The sequence below is a fragment of the Flavobacterium rhamnosi genome (genome assembly GCF_048286515.1).
In the GTDB taxonomy this organism is placed as follows: Bacteria; Bacteroidota; Bacteroidia; order Flavobacteriales; family Flavobacteriaceae; genus Flavobacterium.
On the sequence record NZ_JBLVPS010000002.1, the window covers coordinates 280,822 to 303,727 of the forward strand.

General features: G+C 37.7%; 14 protein-coding genes. 2 read left to right on the top strand and 12 right to left on the bottom strand.

The window, feature by feature from the left end:
• Position 1 precedes the first annotated feature (1 nt).
• The 10 genes from ACNQGN_RS02720 to ACNQGN_RS02765 all read right to left on the bottom strand — a co-directional run bounded on the left by ACNQGN_RS02720 (position 2) and on the right by ACNQGN_RS02765 (position 16,127).
• Positions 2-2,866 (bottom strand): glycoside hydrolase family 2 protein, encoded by a 2,865-nt coding sequence (locus ACNQGN_RS02720; RefSeq protein ID WP_417986318.1) that lies wholly within the window; start codon positions 2,864-2,866, stop codon positions 2-4.
• A gap of 2 nt (positions 2,867-2,868) precedes the next feature.
• Positions 2,869-5,064, bottom strand: coding sequence for an alpha-L-rhamnosidase-related protein (locus tag ACNQGN_RS02725; protein ID WP_417986319.1), 2,196 nt, complete (start codon positions 5,062-5,064; stop codon positions 2,869-2,871).
• Between the two features lies 1 nt (position 5,065).
• Positions 5,066-6,646 carry a sodium:solute symporter gene (locus ACNQGN_RS02730; protein ID WP_417986320.1) on the bottom strand — a complete coding sequence of 527 codons (1,581 nt, stop codon included), beginning with the start codon at positions 6,644-6,646 and terminating at the stop codon, positions 5,066-5,068.
• Positions 6,643-7,707, bottom strand: a complete 1,065-nt coding sequence (locus tag ACNQGN_RS02735; RefSeq protein WP_417986321.1) for a Gfo/Idh/MocA family protein — start codon at positions 7,705-7,707, stop codon at positions 6,643-6,645. The genes ACNQGN_RS02730 and ACNQGN_RS02735 overlap by 4 nt, the downstream gene beginning before the upstream one ends.
• A 16-nt stretch (positions 7,708-7,723) precedes the next feature.
• Positions 7,724-10,222, bottom strand: a complete 2,499-nt coding sequence (locus tag ACNQGN_RS02740; protein ID WP_417986322.1) for an L-rhamnose mutarotase — start codon at positions 10,220-10,222, stop codon at positions 7,724-7,726.
• 453 nt (positions 10,223-10,675) lie between these two features.
• Positions 10,676-12,592 carry an amylosucrase gene (locus ACNQGN_RS02745; RefSeq protein ID WP_417986323.1) on the bottom strand — a complete coding sequence of 639 codons (1,917 nt, stop codon included), beginning with the start codon at positions 12,590-12,592 and terminating at the stop codon, positions 10,676-10,678.
• 306 nt (positions 12,593-12,898) lie between these two features.
• Positions 12,899-13,594, bottom strand: a complete 696-nt coding sequence (locus ACNQGN_RS02750) for a hypothetical protein (protein WP_417986324.1) — start codon at positions 13,592-13,594, stop codon at positions 12,899-12,901.
• An 11-nt stretch (positions 13,595-13,605) separates the two neighbouring features.
• Positions 13,606-14,514: an alpha/beta fold hydrolase gene (locus ACNQGN_RS02755; RefSeq protein WP_417986325.1), complete on the bottom strand. Its 909-nt coding sequence runs from the start codon at positions 14,512-14,514 to the stop codon at positions 13,606-13,608.
• The gene (locus ACNQGN_RS02760) at positions 14,483-15,592 is read right to left on the bottom strand and encodes a hypothetical protein (protein ID WP_417986326.1); all 1,110 of its coding nucleotides are present in this window, start codon (positions 15,590-15,592) and stop codon (positions 14,483-14,485) included. Before ACNQGN_RS02760 ends, ACNQGN_RS02755 begins: the two co-directional genes overlap by 32 nt.
• Positions 15,593-15,605: 13 nt before the next feature.
• On the bottom strand, positions 15,606-16,127 hold the full coding sequence (locus ACNQGN_RS02765) for a DinB family protein (protein ID WP_417986327.1): 522 nt from the start codon (positions 16,125-16,127) through the stop codon (positions 15,606-15,608).
• A gap of 99 nt (positions 16,128-16,226) precedes the next feature.
• On the opposite strand from ACNQGN_RS02765, the gene ACNQGN_RS02770 reads away from it, so the two are divergent.
• Positions 16,227-16,571, top strand: coding sequence for a winged helix-turn-helix transcriptional regulator (locus ACNQGN_RS02770; RefSeq protein ID WP_417986328.1), 345 nt, complete (start codon positions 16,227-16,229; stop codon positions 16,569-16,571).
• A 225-nt stretch (positions 16,572-16,796) separates the two neighbouring features.
• Here the strand turns inward: ACNQGN_RS02770 and ACNQGN_RS02775 are convergent, their stop codons facing one another.
• Positions 16,797-17,552 (bottom strand): NUDIX hydrolase, encoded by a 756-nt coding sequence (locus tag ACNQGN_RS02775; protein WP_417986329.1) that lies wholly within the window; start codon positions 17,550-17,552, stop codon positions 16,797-16,799.
• Positions 17,553-17,874: 322 nt separating this feature from the next.
• On the opposite strand from ACNQGN_RS02775, the gene ACNQGN_RS02780 reads away from it, so the two are divergent.
• Positions 17,875-20,205, top strand: a complete 2,331-nt coding sequence (locus ACNQGN_RS02780) for a glycoside hydrolase family 3 C-terminal domain-containing protein (protein ID WP_417986330.1) — start codon at positions 17,875-17,877, stop codon at positions 20,203-20,205.
• Between the two features lie 459 nt (positions 20,206-20,664).
• On the opposite strand, the gene ACNQGN_RS02785 is transcribed toward ACNQGN_RS02780, so the two are convergent.
• Positions 20,665-22,890, bottom strand: a complete 2,226-nt coding sequence (locus ACNQGN_RS02785; RefSeq protein ID WP_417986331.1) for a glycoside hydrolase family 3 N-terminal domain-containing protein — start codon at positions 22,888-22,890, stop codon at positions 20,665-20,667.
• Between the last annotated feature and the right edge of the window lie 16 nt (positions 22,891-22,906).

The following is a 22,906-nucleotide window of genomic DNA, read 5'->3' on the forward strand; positions in this document are numbered from 1 at the left end:
ATTATTTAAATTTCAAATAAACGGTGTGTTTTTGAACCCCATTCAACCATTTTGGTTGTGATGAAGGTCCAACTAAATCCGTTGCATTTACCTTATTTCGTACTGGTGGTATAACATCAAAAATGGCAATACCGGTGTTCGGCAAAGTATACAGCAAGGCATCTCTGCCGTCCCTTGGCGCATATACTCCTAAATAACTGTTCCCTGATGCATTGCTTATTGAAATTTCTCCTTCTGTAGTGTTAAAAGTCGCCCATTTCCAATTATTAAAATACCCTTTAAACTCCGGGTAATTAAATGATTCTCCTGGAATTGGGTCATTGTACTCATTTTCCCAAATTCCCAAAGTGGTTCCTTTAAGACGATTTTGCCAAACACGGTACGGACCGTCACCCAGCCATTTTTTAGATTTCATTTTTTCCTCCGGATAGTCAAAATAAACACCCGCCAAATCCACTACACCATTGTACTGGTATTCATAATCCAGCTGAACAGTTCCCTGAGGCTGAATGGTCCAGGTTACTTTTTGAAGTGAACCGGAATAAACCACTTCAATTTTTACCGAGTTATCTGTTTTCTGAGCAACAATACTTACCAGATTTTCTGCACAATTAACCTCTTTATCGATACATTCAAATTCTTTATAAATACGATCTTCTCCTTTTAAAAATGCAGGATCTATAGTACCATCCAAAGTACGATCACCACGACGCGCTTCAATAAATCTTGGTCCGTTTTTAAAACTGATTGTTTTACCCGATTGTATTACTTCAACTAATTTGCCTGACTTTTTATCAATCTTTACCGATAATGCACCACTTTCCACAACATAAGCACCAGCTGTTTCCTGCAATACTACATTTCCTGATTTTTCTGCTTTTACCGTTGCCTCTTTATCCCACGTATAGTCCCATGTCCATAATTCTTTTCCTTCAGCATTGATTGCTTTCAAATACAATACATCTGCAGATTTCCAATTTTTAGGCAGATTCACTGTTACTTTTCCTGTAGCTTGCGGCGCAATGGAAGTTCCGGAAACTGTTCCTTTTTGAACCGTAGTCCGAACTGCTTTTCCGGAACTGGCATCCGGAAAACTAGCCAATTCCCATTCAAATGAACATTGGTCCACATTGGTGAAATCATACCTGTTTTCCATTGTAAAAACACCATCAAAATTAGGAGCTAGTTTCTTTGGAGTAGTTACCATTATCGGCGACCAAACTTCTTTAATGGTGAAAAAGCTTCCTTCCTTTTCATGATGTGGCCCTACAATACCATCGGCACCGTAGTTTCCCTGATTGTCTATTTTTCCATCCTGATCGGTTCGTGCAATTCCTTCATCAGACAATACCCAAAGAAATCCTCCACCACTTCTGGGATGCTTGCGCATCATTTCCCAGTAATCATCTAATCCTGCCCCATGACCACCATCGTAAAGACCGTGTAAAAACTCCGTTGGCATAAAAATTTTATCCCCTCTAAAATACTCCAGCATTTCTCCATACGACCGGTAGTGCATCGTTTCAACACCGTTTAATTCTTGTTGTGGGTGCAATACGGGTCTGTTTTGTAAATCCCAAATTGCAAATTGATTGTCTAAATTGGTATTCCAGCCGCCTTCATTTCCATTGGACCAAAAGATAATGCTCGGGTGATTCAAATCTCTTTGCACCATTTCCTTAACCAATTTTTTTCCGACATTGTCATCATAATGACCGTGCCATCCCCCTAGTTCATCCATCACATACAAACCAAGCTCGTCACAGGCTTTGAGGAAATCCGGATCCGGTGGGTAGTGTGACAACCGCACCGCATTCATATTCATTTCTTTAATCAATCGAACATCAGCATAATTTAATTCTGTATTTAAAGTACGTCCTGATTCTGGCCAAAAACTATGACGATTTACTCCTTTCATCAAAACACGTTTCCCATTTACATAGATCCCATCTCCTTTTTTAATCTCGATAGTACGGAATCCGATCACATCATCCACCTGATGCACTACTTCTTTTCCCTTAAAAAGCCTAATAGCCACATTATAAAGGTTTGGTGTTTCAGCAGTCCATTGTTTGATATTTTTAAACGTACCCGACAGGTATACTTTATCGCCCCCGGGAACCACCTTATTCGATATGGTTTCCCCAATTTTATTTCCATTTTTATCTGTAATGGTAGCCTCAACTCTAAGATCCGACGCGCCACTTCCCAAGAAGATATTCGCATTGAATGTTCCGTCTGCTTTGGCATCCAGCGCCGTATAATCTATAAATTGCGCTGGAAGTGCCTCTAAGAAAACCGGTCTGAAAATACCCCCAAAGTTCCAATAATCAGCTCTTCGCTCGGCTAGGTTCACGCTGCCATTTTCGGACTCTTTACTTACCGTAACTTCTAAAAGGTTGTCTTTACCGTATTTCAAAAGTCCTGTAACATCATACTTAAAACGATAAAAAGCACCCTGATGCATGTCTCCTGCCGAGCGACCATTGATTCTCACTTGGGCATCAGTCATCGCGCCATCAAAAACGATGCGAATGTTTCTTTTTTCCCACTCTTTAGGGACTTTGAAAGTATATTTATACTGCCCCACCTCATCTGCTATCCCTTCAGGATGCGGTTTTCCATAAAACCGTATTCCGTATTGGTATTTACCATACCCTTCCTGTTCCCAAACCGAAGGCACGTTGATTGTACCCCAAGCATCGCTTTTTCTATCTTTTGAAATTTTAAATTCCCAAGCTTTAGTATCCTTATACCCTTTACCGGACAAATATTGAATTTGTGTTTCCGTATTTTTAACCTGAGCAGCAACCTGAAAGGTTAAAAAGACAAAAAAGAGACGGTATCTATTTATAGTATTTTGCATTATTAAAGAGCTTTATAATTTATTTGATAAGCAACATTTGGTTTAATGGTCAGTTGGTATTTATTTTTTTCCAGTTGCGTAATTTTTCCGTTGTTCGTTTTAGGTTTGTTTTGACTTTCAAAAACCAATTTTCCTTCTCCTTCACCCGCTTTAACTTTAATTTCTTTTGTACTGCAATAAATCGCTACTTCGCCATTGGGTGTTGGCACTTTTCCTTCCATCCATTGTAATCCGCCTAAATTGGGTTTAATCTCATATTCAGCATATCCTGGCTGCAATGGTTTTACACCCAAATAATATTTCCCCAGTAAATAAATTGGACTGGCACCCCAGGCGTGGCATAAGCTTTTTCCAAATTCCCTGCCGTACATGGCCAAATGTTCTGTTCCTTTTTTATTCGGATTGTATTCTTCCCAAAAAGAGGTAGCCCCTAATTTTAACATTCCGCCCCAGTAATCCTTCATTTCTTTCAAAACATAATCTTGTTCTCCCATGGCACACAAAGATTCCAATTCATAAAAACGCATATACGGAGTGGTAATTTTTTGCACTTTATCATTGAGCAATACCGTATTCTTAACCTGCAGTTTTTGTGCATCACTAAAATAATCAAAAAAGATGGCAAACATATTAGCATAGCGCGTTACATTCTCAGTCTGTTTTCCATCAACAAAACTATGAACCAATGCCCCCTTTTCCGGATTCCAGTATTTATCAAAAATTTTGCTTTTTAGCTGCGTACCTAAGCCTTTATATTTAGAAGATCCTGCATCGTCTCCAGCAATTTTAGCACATACGGTCATTGCTTCTAAACTTCGAGCCAATAATAATTGTTCAAAACTCACTTCTCCTTTTTTACTCAAACCTTCAGCCCAATCGATAAAAATCCAATCGCCGGCAAGTCCTTCCATCATTCCGTTAGTGTTTCTTCTGGACAGGCAATACTCCATTAAAGACTGCATCCTTGGATAAAACTGCTTGATAAAAGTTTTGTCTCCGGTATATTGGTAATAGTCATAAATCCCTAAAAACCAATAAAAAGTATAATCCATAATGGTATTGACGTGCGCCGTAACCGGATCTTTTCCCCTTAAAGCCAATAGTGTTCTTTCCACTGTTGGCGAATCATTGGTCAGGTAATAATTCATCAGGTAACTTTGATAAGCATCACCGGACCAGATCCAACGGTCTCTTTTGATTCCGTCAATAAAAAACTCTCTTGAGGAAAGGTGAAAAGTATATTTAGCGACATCGTAAATCTGATTGATCTGATCGTCAGAACAGTTAAAACTCCCTTTGTCTTTTAAATCCGCATATTCAAATAACATATTTACAGCACCAATATTAACTCCTGAAGAAGGTACTACCTGCACATATCGATACGCCTTTGAAAGCTCCATAACGGTATCTTTCCTGGCACTAAAATCGATTTCAATATGATCTAATGTTTCGCAATGCGCTTTAGAAAGAGCTTCTTCCTTAGACTCTCCATAATAAATATCGACAGTACCTTTCCCTTGCACTGCGTTTAATTTAATAAAACCAAAGGTCTCTTTACCAAAATCATAAAGGTTTCCTTCAGCCAATTTGCTGACACTTACCGGCTCCATTTTCGTAACAGGCAAAGCAAATTTTGAAGGCGGCTGATTTGCGTCATTCAAATTCCAAGCTCCAGCTTGCAGCCAGGTAGTTCCGGACTGGTCTGAGGCTTTTCCCGTCTCATCAATCCATTCTTTATCTTCAAAAGTAACCAGCCAGGTGGCGTCAGATTTAACGGTTTTCCCATTTATAAATATGGACGGAACGGCCCCTTGATTGTATACCTTAAGACTCAATTTATGGGTACCGGCCGGCATTGTGATTTTCTTTGGCAAACCCTGAAATGCTTTGCCGTCAATTTTGATATTGTACGTTCCTTCAACAGCTATAGCAACTTCCTCCGGTGCTGTCAGCGTAAACTCTTTATGAAAATCAATGAGGTTGTAGTGGCTGTCCATTTTCCAAAAAACAGGTAAAAAAGAAGCTCTTTCGGTTCTGCGGTTTTGCATTTTATTGGCCAGGTTAATCTCAAAATCTCCCGGGTACCATATCCAGGTTTGAGCAGTAGAGCTCTCCGATAAAAACAATAAAGCACAAAGACAAACAAAGGTTTTTCCGCCATGGCGCAGAGAATTGACAAAAGATAAAAATGTGTTCATATTAATTAAAATTAAAAATGAGGTATAAACTCAAAATGACTAAGCCCAATAAAGTAAATAATACTTTAACCCGCCTGCTGGTTTTAGGAACATTGGTTTCGCTTACAAAATTTGTTTCCGGATTTTTATCGGTTAATGAAATGATGACCGCCGCTACCAACAGCACAGCGAAAATGTAAAACGAAATCAATAAAAAGTGAGGCCAGGCTGCATATACATCCGCAGGAAAAATCCATAAATACAAAATTCCAACAGACAAACTAAATGCAGAACCCCATGACAGAGTTGCATTTACTGCTTTTTTGGTAGTATGTCTCCAAAAAATACTCAACAAGAATACCACCGATAAAGAAGGAGCAAGAAACCCCAGCACTGCCTGAAAAATGTTAAATAGATTTTGGCCTTTAATATTGTCAATGGCGATCGCTATCAGAATAGCAAACAGGCATCCAGCTGCAATGGTAATACGACCAATTTTTATTTGCTCCTTAATGGTTGCTGCAGGATTAATTTTCTTTACATAAATATCATTGGTAAAAACAGTGCTAAGCGCATTAAGTGAGGAACCTATGGTACCCACTAATACTGCTATTAAAACACAAATAACCAAACCGTTCATTCCACTAGGAAATAAATTGGTAACCATTGTCATATAAGCCAAATCTGAATTTTCACCCAATTCCGGGTATAAAACATAACAAAGAATACCCGGCAAAATAAATAGTGGCAATGCCAATACTTTTAACCAGGCTATAAAATTAACGCCAAGCTGTCCCTGCTCTAAATTTTTTGCCCCCAATACACTTTGAACCATGGACTGGTCCGTACAGAAGAAGGCTACTGCAGCAACAGGATAGCCTAATAATATGGCAGGCCAGGGATAATTTGCATCACTTGCAGGCTGCACTAAATTCCAAAAATTAGCAGGCGTTTTAGCGATCAGTGCTTCTATACCTCCTACTTTTTGCAATCCTAAGAACGAAAGCGTGAGCGATACGATTATTAATAAAATCATTTGAAATACGTTCACTTTTGCGATTGCTTTTAAGCCACCGGCAAAAGTAAAAATACCAGAAAAAATTACTAAAACGGTCACACTTTGCCACATCGGAATTCCTAAAATCTGACGTACTAAAACACCTCCGCTAAACAAGCCCAGCGAGAGCCAGCTCACCAAAATTTTCACCATAGCATACCAGGCCAAAATATTTTGAGTGCTGTCTCCATAGCGTTTACCCATATATTCGGGCATGGTACTTACCTTGCTTGCAATATAACGCGGGGCAAAAACCATTGCTAACAGCAATAAAAATACAAAAGCATACCATTCGAAATTTCCGGCTACAACACCAGTAGCATAACCAATACTGGCAAAAGCCAATAAGGAAGACGGGCCAACATTGGTCCCCCACATATTGAATCCTATATTATACCAGTTCAGAGAATTACCCGCCAGAAAAAGCGTTTCGTTTTTCTTACTTTGTTTACTGCTTACCACATAACCTATCACCAATAATGTCACTAAATAAATAGCTACGATTATAAAATCTAATGTGGTTAACTTGTCATAAATACTATTCATAGTTCATATTCTTTTAAAACATCAGCCATTTTAACTGGCATTCCTGTTTGTAAACTTTTGTCCATAGCTTGTAATAATGCTACTGTTCCAATACCTTCCTTCATATTTGGATAAGCCTCAAAGCCCTGTTCGATACTGTCGGCAAAATATTCTAAGTAGTTTTGGTATTCACCGGCATGATGACTTTGTCCCTCAAAACGGAAATAGTGTTTTAGTGTATCATCCCCCCATGTAACTATTTTTTGCTCCCCGTCTTTAGTTGTAACAGCATACCGCAGTTCGTGATAGTCAGCCTGACTTGCCCCTTGTGCTGCTCTTAAAATACAGCTCATACCGCTGTCTCTCTGCGCAGGTTGTGTGGGAGATGTATACACTCCGCTCACTCTTGCGATCCTGCCATCCGTTGCTTTAAAAATAAAGTGCATCGTATCTTCATTTTTCAAACCTGCTTCTTTTCCGTTGCTGCTAATCATTCCGTAACCCATTACTTCCTCAATGTTGGGTAAATACCACCGGATAAAATCAACAGGATGGCTTAGTCCGCCGTAAAGCCATTTGAAGGATTGCAGCAAGGACCAGTCTTTTGCTAAAAACCATCTATGATCGGCATGATAATGCGCCTCAATGGTAATTAAATCTCCAATTAAACCGGCCTCATAATCGGCTCTTTGTTTTTTCATCGGTTCAAAAAACCGGGAACTCTGACCTATAAAAACTTTTTTACCTGTTTTCTCGCTCAGCTCCAGCAATTCTTTTGCTTTAGACAAATCATCAATGAAAGGCTTGGTGCAAACCACATGTTTTCCATGCAACAAGGCTTGTTTAACATGTTCGGCATGCAGATGATCCGGTGTATAAATGGCAATGATATCAATGGTATCATCTGTCAACAGCTCTTCATAATTTTGAGTATAAGAATGAAAATCAAATTCCTTTGCTCTTTGCTTACACAATTCTTCATTTCTGTCACATACTTTTACCAGCTCTAATTTGGAGCTTTTTAAAGCTGCCGACATGGTACTACGACCCTCTCCGAGACCGAGAATAGCTATTTTTAACATTTCTTCAGGTTTATTTTTAGTTTATCTTTTTCAAAAACACCCAGATTTCACCAGGTTCTGTTCCATCAATTCCAGTTTGATATTTCTTCATTAATGCATTCCAATCGTTTACACGAGGATTATTTTCTACTGTTTTAGGATTCAGTTCAGCTAAACTTGCTCCTTTTGGAATGCTGATAATCAACATTAATTGTCTTCCATTTCTAAAAACCTGCAATTGTTGAAAAGCTGCGTTGCAGAATCCTTGCGCGACTTCCGGCCATTTCTGAAACTGTGTCTGATGATAATCCACATATTCCTGTTGCAGCTTAGGATCTTCTACTAGGTTTGCCGTTAAAACGATATGCTCCCATTCTGCAGCAGGTTTTGAATCTTTACATTTTTCAAAATTGCTAAAATTATAAAGGGGCTTATCGTATGTTTTAATTTGAGCCGCCGGATACACCAGCGTCAATTCCTTTTTTAAACTTTCTATATAATTCAATTTAGCATAGAGGACCAGATGGTTTTCCCATTTATACACTTCAGGGGCTATTACGCCATTGGTTTTCGCAATCGATATAATTTTTTCAACAGAAAAATCAGTGCCGATTAATTCGATAGCTGCAAAATGAGGAACTTCCTGCAAAGGCCACGTTGCATCGATAACAGCCTCTTTAATTAAGTACGAATATGGATTTCTAATACCTGCATTTTTCGCAACGGCGTCCCCTACAAATGCATTGTTATTGGTCCAAACATTACCTGGACCATTGGCATTTTGCAAGAACTTTTCGGCTGGCACCCAATTATTTTTTACCGTAAAAGAAGAAGAGCCTTCATCGGTATATAAATAAAACCAATGATATGGATCATGAGCATAAGGGCTAAAATAAATACGATCAATATAGTTGTCTGCAATTATACTTTTTGGCTGTGCCGAAAGGGTATAAATCGCGGCAACATCATATAAATGTTTTCCATAATGATGCACTTTATTTGCAATTACTTTATTATTGCTCATTGCATTTAAAGATTTTGTCCAACCCCAGCCTAAACCTATTCCGGTATAAGAAACATCAGAAATTTCATTGTGCTCGATAGTGATGTTTTTTACAAATCCAGCACTAATACCCAGCGTACCCCAATCTTCATTGGTAACATCTGTAATTAAATTATCCGCAATTAATTCATCCGAACAAACTTCTCTGCTGTCTTTTGGATTATAGGGCAAATGTGTTTCAAAAGCTTCATCAGAGAAAACGCCCATATTAATTGCGCTTCCACCAATATCCCTAAACAAATTACCCTGTATGGTGTTGTGATTTGTCCCCCGATGAAAATCCAATCCTGTGGAAGATAAATGCTCAAAATTACAGGCTTCAAATTTTGTATTGTGTGCATAATTGACTTCTACAGCCGCTCTTGGCCTGCCAATCCAGGCTTGATTTTCTAAACCTGCCTTGTCTGGTGTTCCGGGGATTTTTAAGGAGTAGGCATCCAGCATATACATCCCTGCCTGTAAAGGGACGTGCCCGGTTTGGGACGGGCGAACCCAATTGCTGTATTCAAAGGAAATTCCTCTAAAGGAGATATGATGCACCGGATAATCAATGGTTCCTTTAATCTCAACAAGGTTCTCTAAAACAGGCACTATCACTTTTACTGAATTTATAGTTTCTCCAGCTTTTGGATAATAGTATATTTTTGCGTTTTTTCTATCCAGATACCACTCACCAGGTTCATTCAGTAATGAAATTGCATTATTCAAAAAGAATGGAGAATTACCAGTTTTGTCAGAAATCCAAGGTGCTGGCCATGGGTGTTCACTTTGTATACGGCTTTCCGGCTGCTCAAAAGAAACCTTGGCGCTATCCTTATGCACTTCTATGTTTTTAATGCGCAGATTGGCTATTGCCCACCATTGCTGAATAAACATTTCCATTCCCGGTTCAAACTTAATGGATTTGTCTTTAAATGGAATCCAGCAGGTTTGCGTTTTTTTATCCCAGGATAAAATCCGATCCATCTTTACAGCAGGGGTGCTTTTTGCTCTTACCGCTTTTTTACCATTTACCCATAACTGTCTAAAATTAATGATTGCACCGGCTTTCTCAGGTGCATCAGCCACCCAGACAGTACCCTTTTTTAACCCGTTTATACTGTTTGATTTCTTCCAATTTACAACTTGCACTCCTCCGCTTACTATTGGTTTTGCGTTTAACTGTGCTTCAATAATAGTTGGACTTTCTGCGGTTCCGGAATCTTCCGGCCGTATAAATACAGGCTCGTTTAAATAAAAAGTTTCGTCCGTTAAAATAATATGTATACCGCCGCTCACTAAAGGATCATGCAATCGGCGCATTTCTCTCGCTTTTCTTAAAGCCATTTGCAGTGTAGCCAATGGACTGGATTTAGTACCCACATTAGCATCATTACCCCGTGGAGAAACCCAAATTTCGGTGGCACTAGCTGAAAATATCATGCTTACTATAAAAAAAAATGAAAATATTCTGCGCAATTGTTTTCGATTCATTTTTGTACTTTAAAACATTAATTGTTTAATTGACAAATATAATTTTTTCTATACACTAAGCATCAATATATTTGTATTTTTTTTGAGTACTAAAAAAATAATACTCAATTGCTGAGAATATCGCACATAAATAACAAAATAATCGCATAAAGTTAAAATTAGCAGTAGTAAAATTATTCCGTTTTTTCAAACTACATTTATTTCAATCCATAGAATAATTCAAAACAAAGCATTGTGACTCGTACGAAAAAGAGGCTGTCCGAAAAATTAATTTTCAGACAACCTCTTTTTAGTCTACTTTTTTCCAGGAATTCTTAGGACTTAATCAGTGGCTCATAGTATCTTTCTAAAAAGTCTTTGACTTGTTTTAACCCTATATTTTGCAAGAAAGCAGCATGGTCCGAATGGTTGTTATAACTCGTCTGCCTTAGTATTTCAAATTTTTCAGTAGCATTATTTTCTAAGCCATAATACATCATATGCGCTTATAAAGTTCTTTTCGTAAATCTCCATTTCGCTTTCCGTCACCAGATTGAATACTTTATTTTCGTTCAGATCGGAAAACAGACTACTTTCGAATAAGGTATCAAATTCAGAGAAATTTACAATAACATAAACGACATCATTGTTACTTGATTTTTTATACACTAACAAATGCGTATTCTCATACTCGATAAATTCCAAATCATTAGTATCCGCAAAAGCAGGCGTTTGTTTGCGAATTTTTATTAAGATTCTTAATTGCCTGTAGACCTGGGCGTGTGCTGCAGGAGAATCTTCCATGTTTTCAATACAATTCCAATTCATTTTAGAACGGTGCAGCCAACGGTCATCATGCTTCTTACTTTCATCATTTAGATAGTCATAATTGTTTGGCATGGCAACCTCATCTCCACTGTAAATCATTGGTAACCCCCCTAAAGACAATATAATGGCATGCTGTAAATTGATCAGTTTAATACTTAGTTTAATCTCCCTTTCATTGTTTCCCTTCAATGCTTTTTCTAATCCTGACAATGCCGCCATAGATCCGCAGAGTCGGGCATTCCCTGTGTCATGCTCAATCATAAAGCGCCGTCCAAGTGCAAAACTGCCATTAAAACCGTCGCAATAGTGTTTCAAAATATACAAGCGGTGCTGCAAGCTGTCCAATCCCAATTCGGTCACTAACCTGTCATCAAATCCAAATCCAATATCATCATGACAACGCGCATAATTTATCCATGTGGTGTTTCTTGGTTTCTTAAGAACAGCGTTCATTGATTTTTTAAGCAAATTGGTGTTGCGCGTCGCCAAAGCTTCCCAACTCAATGCCATAAAATTGGCATTGTACGCCAAATCACATTCGTCTCCCTGAGACAATCCTTCACCAAAATATTTTATAATTTCTTCAGGAGCTACAATCGCTTCTGCAATATAGGCCACACCCGGAGCTACAATTTGTCCACATAATTTAAAGAGCTGCAGCAAAAGATGAACTTCCGGAAGATTTTGATTAAACTTCCCTATCTCCTTCCACATGAAAGCCACTGCATCTAAACGAAAAATATCTATTCCTTTATTGGACCAGAATAACAGGGTGTCTATCATTTCAACTAACACCATTGGATTTTTATAATTCAAATCCCATTGATAGCCATAAAATAAAGTCATCACCCACTGATCGCTCTCGGGCAGGTACGTGAAATTTCCGGGTGATGTATCCGGAAAAATTTCGGCCATTGTCCGTTCATAAGCATTCGGCAAAGTCCTGTCTGGGAAAAAATAGAAATAATCTTTGTATTTAGGATTTCCTTTACGTGCTTCAACTGCCCATTGATGCTGATCAGCACAATGATTGAGGACAAAATCCATAATTAAATTCAGGTCATTTTTTTGAAACTCTTCTACCAAAGCTTCAAAATCCTCCATTGTGCCAAATTTAGGATTCACTTCGCGATAATTGCGGACTGCATACCCGCCATCATTTTCAAATTCCGGCACATCCAAAAAAGGCATCAAATGCACTGTATTAATTCCCAAATCTTTGAAGTAAGGAATTTTTTCCTTCAGCCCATTAAAATCAGTGTTAAAGAGATCAACATACAACATCATCCCAACAATTTTCTCGCTGGAATACCAATTGGGATTAGAAACCCGTGTTAAATCCCGCTTCTTTTGCAAACTGGAACGCTTGTCAAAATTTTTGATCAAAGAATGCAGCAACAATTTAAATGCTTCCTCCTTGTAGAGACTATTGGAATATAATTTTTCAAATAAATCACTGATAATTGGATAATTTGCTCCTAACCTTATATGGAAATTCTTGTCCTTAATTTCTACATCTTCCAAGAAAATATTCAATTTTGATAACTTTTCAGCCTGTTGCATACTTTTATAAATTTTCACCCATTTATAATTACTTATCCTAAAAATAACAGCAAGTGTAACTTTAAGGATAAACGGTTTAAATATAATAAAAAAATGTATGCCAAAAATAAAAATAAGAGCCTGAAATTATTACAAAAATAACATGACCAGCACAAAGTTTTTTAAGCACAAAGGCCACCCTATTTTTTTTAGACTGCCTTTGTGCTTTTGTTTTCCCTTGTGACAAAAATGAATCTGTAATTCCTTTAGCACCTATTCCTTCAAAAAAAAATTACTTTTCGAAAAATTATCGAATTTAAGAATCCCTTATTTTTGAATTACTTTCAAATCTTTAAAATATCCTATCGTTCCTATGTCAACCCAAAGCCCAATACTGCCCTTTTTAGATGTCCCCAGCATTTTAGCAACGATAAATGATGGGGATTTTTGATTATTGATGTATAAAACGGCCTTTCCTCCCTGCAACTCAATACGCACATCAATCCATTCGTTTAGGCCTATATCGGCATAGGTCTCATACAAACCGTCTGCTTCTTTTCTCAATCGGCTAAAGGTATAACCTGGATAGGAGAAATATTGAACGGTATGGTTGCGCCTCAATTGATCATCGGCTCTTCCATTACTTGGGCGAAGATAAATGGCATCGAAATTCCTATTTTCCTGGTCTATCCTATAAGCCACTCCTATGAATCCCCGGGCAGCAGGAAAGGGAGAATCTTCCATGATTCGGCTTAACATTTTAACTTCAATCGTCCCGTTCTCCATAGCAGCATTCGTTAGTTTAACGTATGTAGGGCCGTCTACTGAGGCGTCAATATTTTTCTCGTCGAAAGGGAAAGTATTTAAGTCACGCTCTACTTTTAATACCTGGGCACCGTCCATAGTGACGATTTCTGCTTTGCTGTTTATGGCTTCAAATTCCCTTTCGTCCCAGGTAAATTTCTGTGCAAATACTCCAGTCATATAAAGAACAAGGACGCTGGATAAAATTACTTTTTTCATGTGGAGATGATTTATTTTTGGTTTAAGAACGGAACGATACTTGCCCAAACAGCAGCAAAGTTTTCCATGAAAACGACATGACCAGTATTCGGTATAATACTCAGCTGGCTTTTGGGTATCATGTTGTATGCATTTATGACTGTTGGCAAAGGTGCGTTGCGGTCAACTTCACCGGACATTACAAGAACCGGACATTTAATTGTAAAGAACAATTCTTTACTGGCAGTCATGGTATTATAAAAGTTGGCCATGTTGATCCAAAACTCTTCAAGTCTTTCGGGCTCTGGCATTAGTGCCAGTTTTTGTTTCCAAAATTCACTATTCAAATCTACCGTCTCTTTAGTGAAGGCAACTAGCTTACGTAAACCGGGTATTTGCTCGCCTGCACCAATTGCAATCATTTTTTTAACCCGCTTAGGATACATACTTGCCACCTTATAACCCGCATAGGCCCCATCGCTAAACCCAAGAATGGTAACACTATCTTTCGTGACTGCATTAACCACAGCCATCACATCATTGGCTTTTAATTCATAAGTAATAGGTGCAGTTCCAATTTCTGATTTCCCATGTCCACGAGTAGCAATTGCGATTACCTGATAAGAGGGCTTCAGATTATCAATAAATTCAGTCATTTCATCAATAGAACCCATTAATCCGCCGTGAAGCAGGAATATGGGCTGTCCACTGCCATATACTTCATAATAAATTTTGGCATCCTTTGCTTGTACATAGTGCCCGGCCTGCGGATTATTTCCATAAGGAATGTGATACGCCGGCACATCTTTATTTTGCATAAAATGACGCAACGGCTTTTGACCCCACGCACTACAACAAAAAACTACATTAACTAGAAATGCTACTGCTACTTTTTTCATCGACATTTTTTTAGTTTGCTTTATAAAACAATCCTGCACCATAGGAGGTCCCTAATGTTCCCGGCTTCAATTGTAAATAATAACGGCTAGTTTGATCTTCTTCAATAGCTAAACTTTTATTTTTTTTAATCTTAAAATCCGAATTATACTTCAATTTCTTTCGGTCTGCTGGGATTCCAAAATCTTGTGGACCACCTCCTTTATTAACTAATTCATTGTACCCAACTAACATTGAATTCTGAATTGTGTATGAATACTTGGCCTCTTTTTCCAAAACCCACAATACATTGACACCACTAAGTACATTGTTATAGAATTTAAAATCCTCCGTTGTGGACCAAGTCCATACCGCAGCCCCATAAATATTTAAAAACAAATTATGATGCAATGCACATTCTTCTGCTGGTGAATTCCACATAACAACTGCGTCTTTAACACCATAAAAAACACAATGATCAACCTCTAATTCTTCACCACTAGCTAAAACCCCTAAGTGATTTGGCAGGGCAAATTTGTTGCCTAAAAATAAACATTGTGTTATTCGCATATCACTTAAATTCTTACCTTCCCAAACTATGGGGTAATTCCTAACCAAAACCCCTTTCGAAGGGTTCTCGTGCACTGGTTGCCCTAATATGCGTAAGCCCTGAATTGTTACATGGCTCGTTTCAATCAAAATACCATAGTTAGAACCACCTGTGACTTCCTTTTTATCATTCGTTTCTATGTTAAAAGGCATTGTTGAAATAATGATAGGCATTTCACTCGGATTCCAAACTGTACTGTCAGGTAAAATTTCAGCGCGAATGATTAAACGATCTTTTTTTGAAAATTTCCAATTAGCGGGATTAAAAGCCGCCGTTTCAGACAATCCATAAGTTCCCGCTGAAAGGTAGACTTGAATTGCCCCTTCTCCAACCATTTTATTTACACGCTTAGCTGCTTCTGGTAATGATTTAATAGGACTATCCCTGGTTCCATCAGAGTCATCTTTCCCTAAATTTGGATTCACATATAAATTCGTAATGATCTCCTTTTTCTCAGTAGTATTTGTTTGAGCTACTACATTTACAAAGGCTAGCAAATAAATGGCTATCCAGATACTTTTGTTAATTTTCATATAAATATAGGTATTAAAATAATTTTTCAGCCGGAGGCGTAGCACCCACCAATCTCAAATAAACTGTTGTTTGAGCCCTATGATGGGTTTGATGTTCAAAACACTTGTCTAACACTTGCGCTCTGTTCATATCAAATTTTCCGAACAATTTAATAGGCTCTGAAAGTTTTGCATTGGGATATTTTTTAATGGCATTGATAGCAAAATCATAGGCAGCCATTACTTTGCCGGTAACACTTGCTTTATTCTCATCGCCGGATTTTTCTAAATCCCCAAAACCTACCGCCGGTTTCTCATCGGTAGCAGAACCCACAAAACCATAAATAGCGTCGCTTAAATGCAAAACCTGACCTGAGAAAGAACGCATTTCTTTTGTTGGTTTAAAAGAATAGCCAGTTTCAGGCATTGCATCCAAATACTCTCTAGTATAGGCTTTAGCTCTTTCCCAGTCTTTAACAATAACATCTGATGCTGTTTGCGCGTTCGAATTAGCTGCAGCTAAAATTAATGTCAGTAGTACTAAAATGTTTTTCATGTTTCTTGGCTTTATAATTTTTTACAAATTTACAACCATTAGTGTATATTTGTAACCAACAAATTAAATACCGGTAACCAACAGGTAACTACAAATTGTATGAGATATATTGAAAACCCTTATGATTGTCCTGTAACAAGAGCAATGTCAATTTTTGGCGGAAAATGGAAGCCTATAATATTAAATTGTATTGGTGAAAGTTCTTTGCGGTTTGGGAAACTAAATCAATTAATGCCCGCCATTTCAAACAAGGTACTCTCAAATGAATTAAAAGAATTAGAGACGCTGGGATTAATCGATAGAAAAGAGTTTAAAGAAAGCCCCCAAAGAGTAGAATATACATTATCCGATTTGGGAAAAAGCTTGATGCCTGTTTTACATGAAATTGCAAACTGGGGCAATTCAAATCAGGCAAAAAAGATTGTTACAGAAATGGTTAAGTAGAAAATCCAATCTATATGGGTTAAACAAATTCTTTACAATTTCAATTCCTGAAAAATCAGGAATCCCTAATTTATAGGAATAAAAAAGAGACTTGTCTGAAAAGTAATTTTCGGACAAGCCTCTTTTTTTTATATAATCGTGTCGTATTTTTAAGTAAAAAAGTGATACTGCAGCCCCGTCTTTAAGCACAATTCGGAGCCGACTTAGCACGTCATGCAATGTAAATCACCAACCCTGATGCAAGCCATTTCGTACGACTTCATTATATTTCTCCTGATCAAAACTATATAAATTTGGTGCTTTATGGGCGACATTACTTTTCTTTTCATCCAGTTTTGTCAGTATCCCAATTGCCGTTATTTTGCGGAGAAAATTTCTGCGATCCAGCTTTCTGCCCAATATGGTTTCGTATAGTTTCTGCAATTCAGGAATGGTAAATTTTTCGGGAAGTAAATTATATCCAACAGGCATCAGATTCAATTCCATGCGCAAAGTCTCTAATGCTTTATCTAAAATTTCCTTGTGATCTAAAATCAAATCCGGCACTGCATGATGGTCAATCCATTCCACCGTTTCATTTTTACCTTCGGGTTGTGGCACCGTTTTTAAAAAATCCACCAATGCATAATACCCTACAGTTACGAAGCGATTCGTATACCATTTTCCTTCTTCCAAACCTATCCCGTAAAAATTTAAAACGCGATTACTAAAATGTTTTCCATTTCTGTTGACAGCGCCAAAAGTAGAAAACTGCCTCAGAAAAATTCCTTTTAATCCTGTTCGACCATTTAATATAGTACCCGCGGCCTGATCTATATCTTCATCAACAGGCACAAAACCTCCAGGCAAAGACCATGCATCACTATACTTGGTTTTTATCAGTAATACTTTTAGCTGATTGTCATGAAATCCGAAAATCACACAGTCTATTGACAAACCTGGCTGATAATCTTCCCTGTTATCTAAAATATTTCTTAACATGTGCTCTAATTTCTAGGGTTAATTTTATGCCGTTTTAAGCGCTGCAATTTAGTTATTTTTTTAAAGAAAAAAGAAATGCTCCATTTTCAAAACTCGTCTTCAACCGCCTCTAAATAAAAAGGAAGCGATTTAAGAGAACAAACGTATTCAATAATACGCCACATTCTCACAAAAATTAACTAAAAAAAACCATTTCCAAAAAATATATAAAAATTTAATGCGAAATGCGTTGTGAATCAAAAAAATATGTACATTGCGTCAAAATAACACACATGCTTTTAAAGCAATAAATAATTACCAAAAAACCACCAAATTAAAGATTATGAAAAAATTTTTTTTACTACTTATTGGGCTTACGCTATCCGCTCAATCGTATGCCCAAAGCGTAGATTACAGAGCAAAAGCTAAAAGCTTAGTTGCAAAAATGACACTTGAAGAAAAAGCTTCTTTGTGTTCAGGAGAAACGGCATGGTCAACAAAAGCAATCACAAGACTCGGGATTCCTTCCATTTTTATGACCGACGGGCCACATGGTTTACGTAAAGCGGAAGGTTTTGATTTCACGAACAGTGTTCCTGCAACTTGCTTCCCAACTGCATCTGCTCTTGCCTCTTCCTGGAACCCTGCACTCGCTCAAAAAATGGGTGAAGCATTAGGAATTGAGTCTCAGGCCAATGATGTTCAAATACTGCTGGGACCCGGAGTAAATATGAAACGTTCCCCTCTTGGAGGAAGAAATTTTGAATATTTCTCTGAAGACCCAATTCTTGCCGGAACTATTGCGACCAGCTTTATTAATGGTGTCCAAAGTCAGGGAGTGGGAACTTCAATGAAACACTTTGCTGCGAACAGTCAGGAAGCAGAACGAATGTCCAATAGTTCAAATGTAGACGAACGTACCTTGAATGAAATCTATTTTCCTGCTTTCGAAATGGCGGTAAAAGAGGCTCAACCATGGACCGTGATGTGTTCTTATAATAAAGTAAACGGAGTATATGCTTCTGAAAATCCTTATTTATTAAATGAAATTCTAAAAGATAAATGGGGCTTCAAAGGATTTGTTGTTTCTGATTGGGGCGCGGTAAACGAAAGAGCTTTAGGAGTAGCTGCCGGATTGCATTTAGAAATGCCTGCAAGTGGTGGTTTCAATGATAAAAAAATTGTCGATGCAGTAAAAAAAGGAACTTTATCTGAGGCTAGATTAGATGAAATTGCAACTGATATCGTTGCCGTTACGCTAAAAGCGAAAGACAGTCATAAAAAAGGAATTGTTGTTGACAAAGTAAAACACAATACTCTTGCGAGAGAAGTAAGTGCCGAATGTATTGTTTTATTGAAAAATGACAATGCACTATTACCGCTTAAATCGACTTTGAAAAAAATAGCAATAGTTGGTGATTTTGCAAAAACACCCCGCTATCAGGGTGCAGGAAGTTCACAGGTTCGTCCTACACAAATAGTAAATGCACTTGATGAATTACAAAAAATGGCAAAAGGAACGCAATTTTCGTTTGCAACTGGTTACAATTCAGCTGGTGAAACAGATGAAGCAAAAATTGCTGAAGCGGTACAAAATGCTAAAAATGCAGAATTGGTAATTGTCTTTGCAGGTTTACCAGATTCTTATGAATCTGAAGGATTTGACAGAAAAAACATGGACCTGCCGGATGGCCATAACAAATTAATCGAAGAGGTTGCCAAAGTAACTAAAAATGTAGTGGTCGTATTAATGAATGGAGCTGCTGTTTCAATGCCTTGGAAAAAAGACGTTTCTGCAATTGTAGAAGCGTATCTTGGAGGACAAGCCGGTGGTGGTGCTATTGCTGATGTGTTGACTGGAAAAGTAAATCCTTCCGGAAAATTATCTGAAACTTTTCCAATGCGTTTAGAAGATACTCCAACTGCAATGGATTTTCCTTCAAAAGACGGAAATGCAAATTATGGTGAAGGTATTTTTATTGGATACCGTTATTATGACAAAAAGAAAATTGAACCAAACTTTCCTTTTGGATATGGTTTAAGTTATACCACTTTTGCCTATTCTGATATAAAGACAAACAAGACAGCTGCTAAAGATACCGATGACATCACGATTTCTTTGAAAGTGAAAAACACAGGTAAAGTGGCCGGTAAAGAAGTAGTGGAATTGTATGTACACGAACAGCAAACTGAAGTGTCAAGACCAGAAAACGAATTGAAACATTTTGAAAAAATAGCTTTATTGCCAGGAGAAGAAAAAACAGTTACTTTCCATTTAACTTCACGTGATTTTGCTTATTTCAATTCAAAATCTCATGATTGGGCAATAAAATCAGGGAAATTTGATATCCGTGTGGGAGGCTCTTCTCGTGATTTACCTTTGCAACAAACTATTGACATTGAGTCTACAAAAATGGCTCAAATTGTTCTTACAAGGGAATCATTATTCAAAGAGTTCAAGAATGCACCTAACAGTGCCGTACTATATGCTCAACTTGTTCAAAGTTTTACGGGAGAAAATAAAAAAGCAGAGACTGAAGACGAGAAAAAAGCAGCTTCATTTTTAGAAGCAATGTTAGCAGATATGCCAATAAATAAATTTCTTTTGTTATCCGGAGGTAAATTTACAGACGAAAATCTGGAAGCTATATTGAAAGAAGCAAATAAGAAGTAGAAGATTGTTAGTTGTTAATTGTTAATTAAAAAAGTATTGAAAACAGAATTTAAAAGAGGTTATCTCGTAAGACAAACCTCTTTTTTAAACTCCCTCTTTATCAAATTTATTGTCCTAATATAATACCATAACTACAAGTTTTTTTAGGAGAATTGATTTAGAGTCAATACTTTTTTATTTATATTTATATCAATTTCAACATCCTGCAACATCTAATAAATTAAAAAAATACCGTATCAAATATATTAATTTTCAGCTATAAAGGGCAATCGTTTATTAAAATATAAAAGGTATTTCTATATATTAACACAAATAGCAAATGCTTTAAAACAAAAGATGAAATTTAAATTACCGAATTCCTTAGGAAGGACAACGGTTTTACAAACAAAAGCATCATTTTTTTATTCTTACTTTTTTAAAAGACCTTTCCAAATAAAAGGCGCCTTTTCCTAATAATTATTAGTTGACCAATTCGAAAGTATCTTTCAAACGAATATCGGCAGAAGAGGACCCAATCATTATATCAAAATCTCCCGGCTCAGCAATCCATTGCAAGGCTGCATTATAAAAGGACAATTTTTCTTTGTTAATAGTGAACTGAATCGTTTTGGTTTCCCCCGCATTCAGTTGTATCTTTTGAAAATCTTGTAGTTCAATAATTGGCCGCACTACGGACCCAACCTTGTCTCTTAAATACAATTGAACTACTTCTTCACCTACCACTTTTCCTGAATTGGTTACGGCTAAAGAAACGGAAATACTTTCAGTACTTTTAATTTTATTTTTTGACAGCTTCAAATTTGAATAGGCAAAAGAAGTATAACTCAATCCATATCCAAAAGGAAATTTAGGGCTATTCTTCAAGTCTGTATAGGCCGAAACATAATTGGTTTCTGACTCATTTTTAGCCGGTCGTCCCGTATTAAAATGATTGTAATAAATTGGAATCTGTCCTTCTTCTCTTGGAAAAGACATGGGCAATTTCCCCGAAGGATTGTAATCGCCAAACAAAACATCAGCAATGGCATTTCCTGCTTCGCTTCCCAACCACCATGTATACAGAATTGCAGGTACATTATCGGCGGTCCAATTAAAAATAAGCGGTCGTCCCGCATTAATCAAAACCACAACCGGTTTTCCGGTAGCCTGAATCGCTTTTATCAATTCTTCCTGAACTCCCGGCAAACGCAGCGTACTCCTGCTTTTGGCCTCGCCACTCATATCCCTTCTTTCACCAATGCTTAAAATTACAACATCCGATTGATTGGCAACCGCAATTGCTTCGGCAAAACCATCTTTGTTATCCCCTTCAATTTCACATCCTTTGGCATACAGCAGCGTAGCAGTATTCCCTACCTTATTCTGTAAACCTTCCCACTGTGAAATAACATGTTTATCATAATCCACTTCTGGCAATTCAACTGACCAAAAGCCCATATTCTGCTTGCGCTCTTTAACCAAAGGACCTATAAAAGCAATCGTTTTTGTTTGTTTGGAAATCGGCAAAATAGTTTTCTCATTCTTTAATAAAACGATACTTTTTGCCGCAATTTCTCGTGCCGCTTTTCTGTGTTCAGGATTGTTCAATGCCGTTTGTTCTCTTTCCGCATTGGAGTATTTGTAAGGATCATCAAACAATCCCAATTCAAATTTTTTGCGTAAAATTCTTTTTACTGCATCATCAATCAACGCGACTGAAACCTTTTTCTCTTTTACTAATTGTGCTAAATTATAACGGTATGCATTGCTTTCCATATCCATATCACTGCCGGCAGTTATGGCAGCTAATGCGGCTTCTTTACTGTCTTTTACATATCCATGGTTGATCATTTCACCTATTGAACCCCAATCCGAAACTACGAAACCCTGAAAATTCCATTTCCCTTTCAGGATATCTCTTTGCAAATATTTATTCCCGGTTGCCGGAATTCCGTTAAGGTCATTGAACGAATTCATAAAGGTTGCTGCACCCGCATCCAAAGCGGCTTTAAAAGGAGGCAAATAGGTTTCCCAAAGCATTCTTTCACTCATATCAACCGAATTATAGTCCCGTCCTCCAACAGCAGCTCCATAAGCAGCGAAATGTTTTACGCACGCCATTACGGAATTGATATCCCCCAATTTCCCCTGAAAACCTTTCACCCTGGCGTAAGCAATTTTTGAACCTAAATAAGTATCTTCTCCTGCTCCTTCCATCACCCGCCCCCAGCGTGGGTCACGAGCAATATCTACCATTGGGGCAAAGGTCCAATGAATTCCACTTGCAGACGCTTCTGTTGCAGCAATCCTGGCAGCGAGCTCCATAGCATCTAAATCCCAACTTGCGGCTTCTGCCAGCGGAAGTGGAAAAGTAGTTTTGTATCCATGAATGACATCCTGGCCAAACAGCAAAGGAATTTTCAGTCTGGATTGCATCGCCAATTCCTGGTATTGTCTTGTGTGCTGCGTTCCCAAAACATTCAACATAGAACCAATCAAACCCGCTTTAATCTCGGCTTGCTTATTCGGATTTATAGTAACAGGTCCGGTGGCAGCATTGTCCCCCGTATATTGATTGAGTTGTCCAATTTTCTCTTCGAGTGTCATTTGCTTCAGCAAAGCACTTACTTTTTGGTCAATTGTTTTTTGTTGGGAAAACCCCAGACAGTATGCCAATAAAAGAATTGTAGTTCCTATTTTTTTCATTTCAAATTTCTTGTTG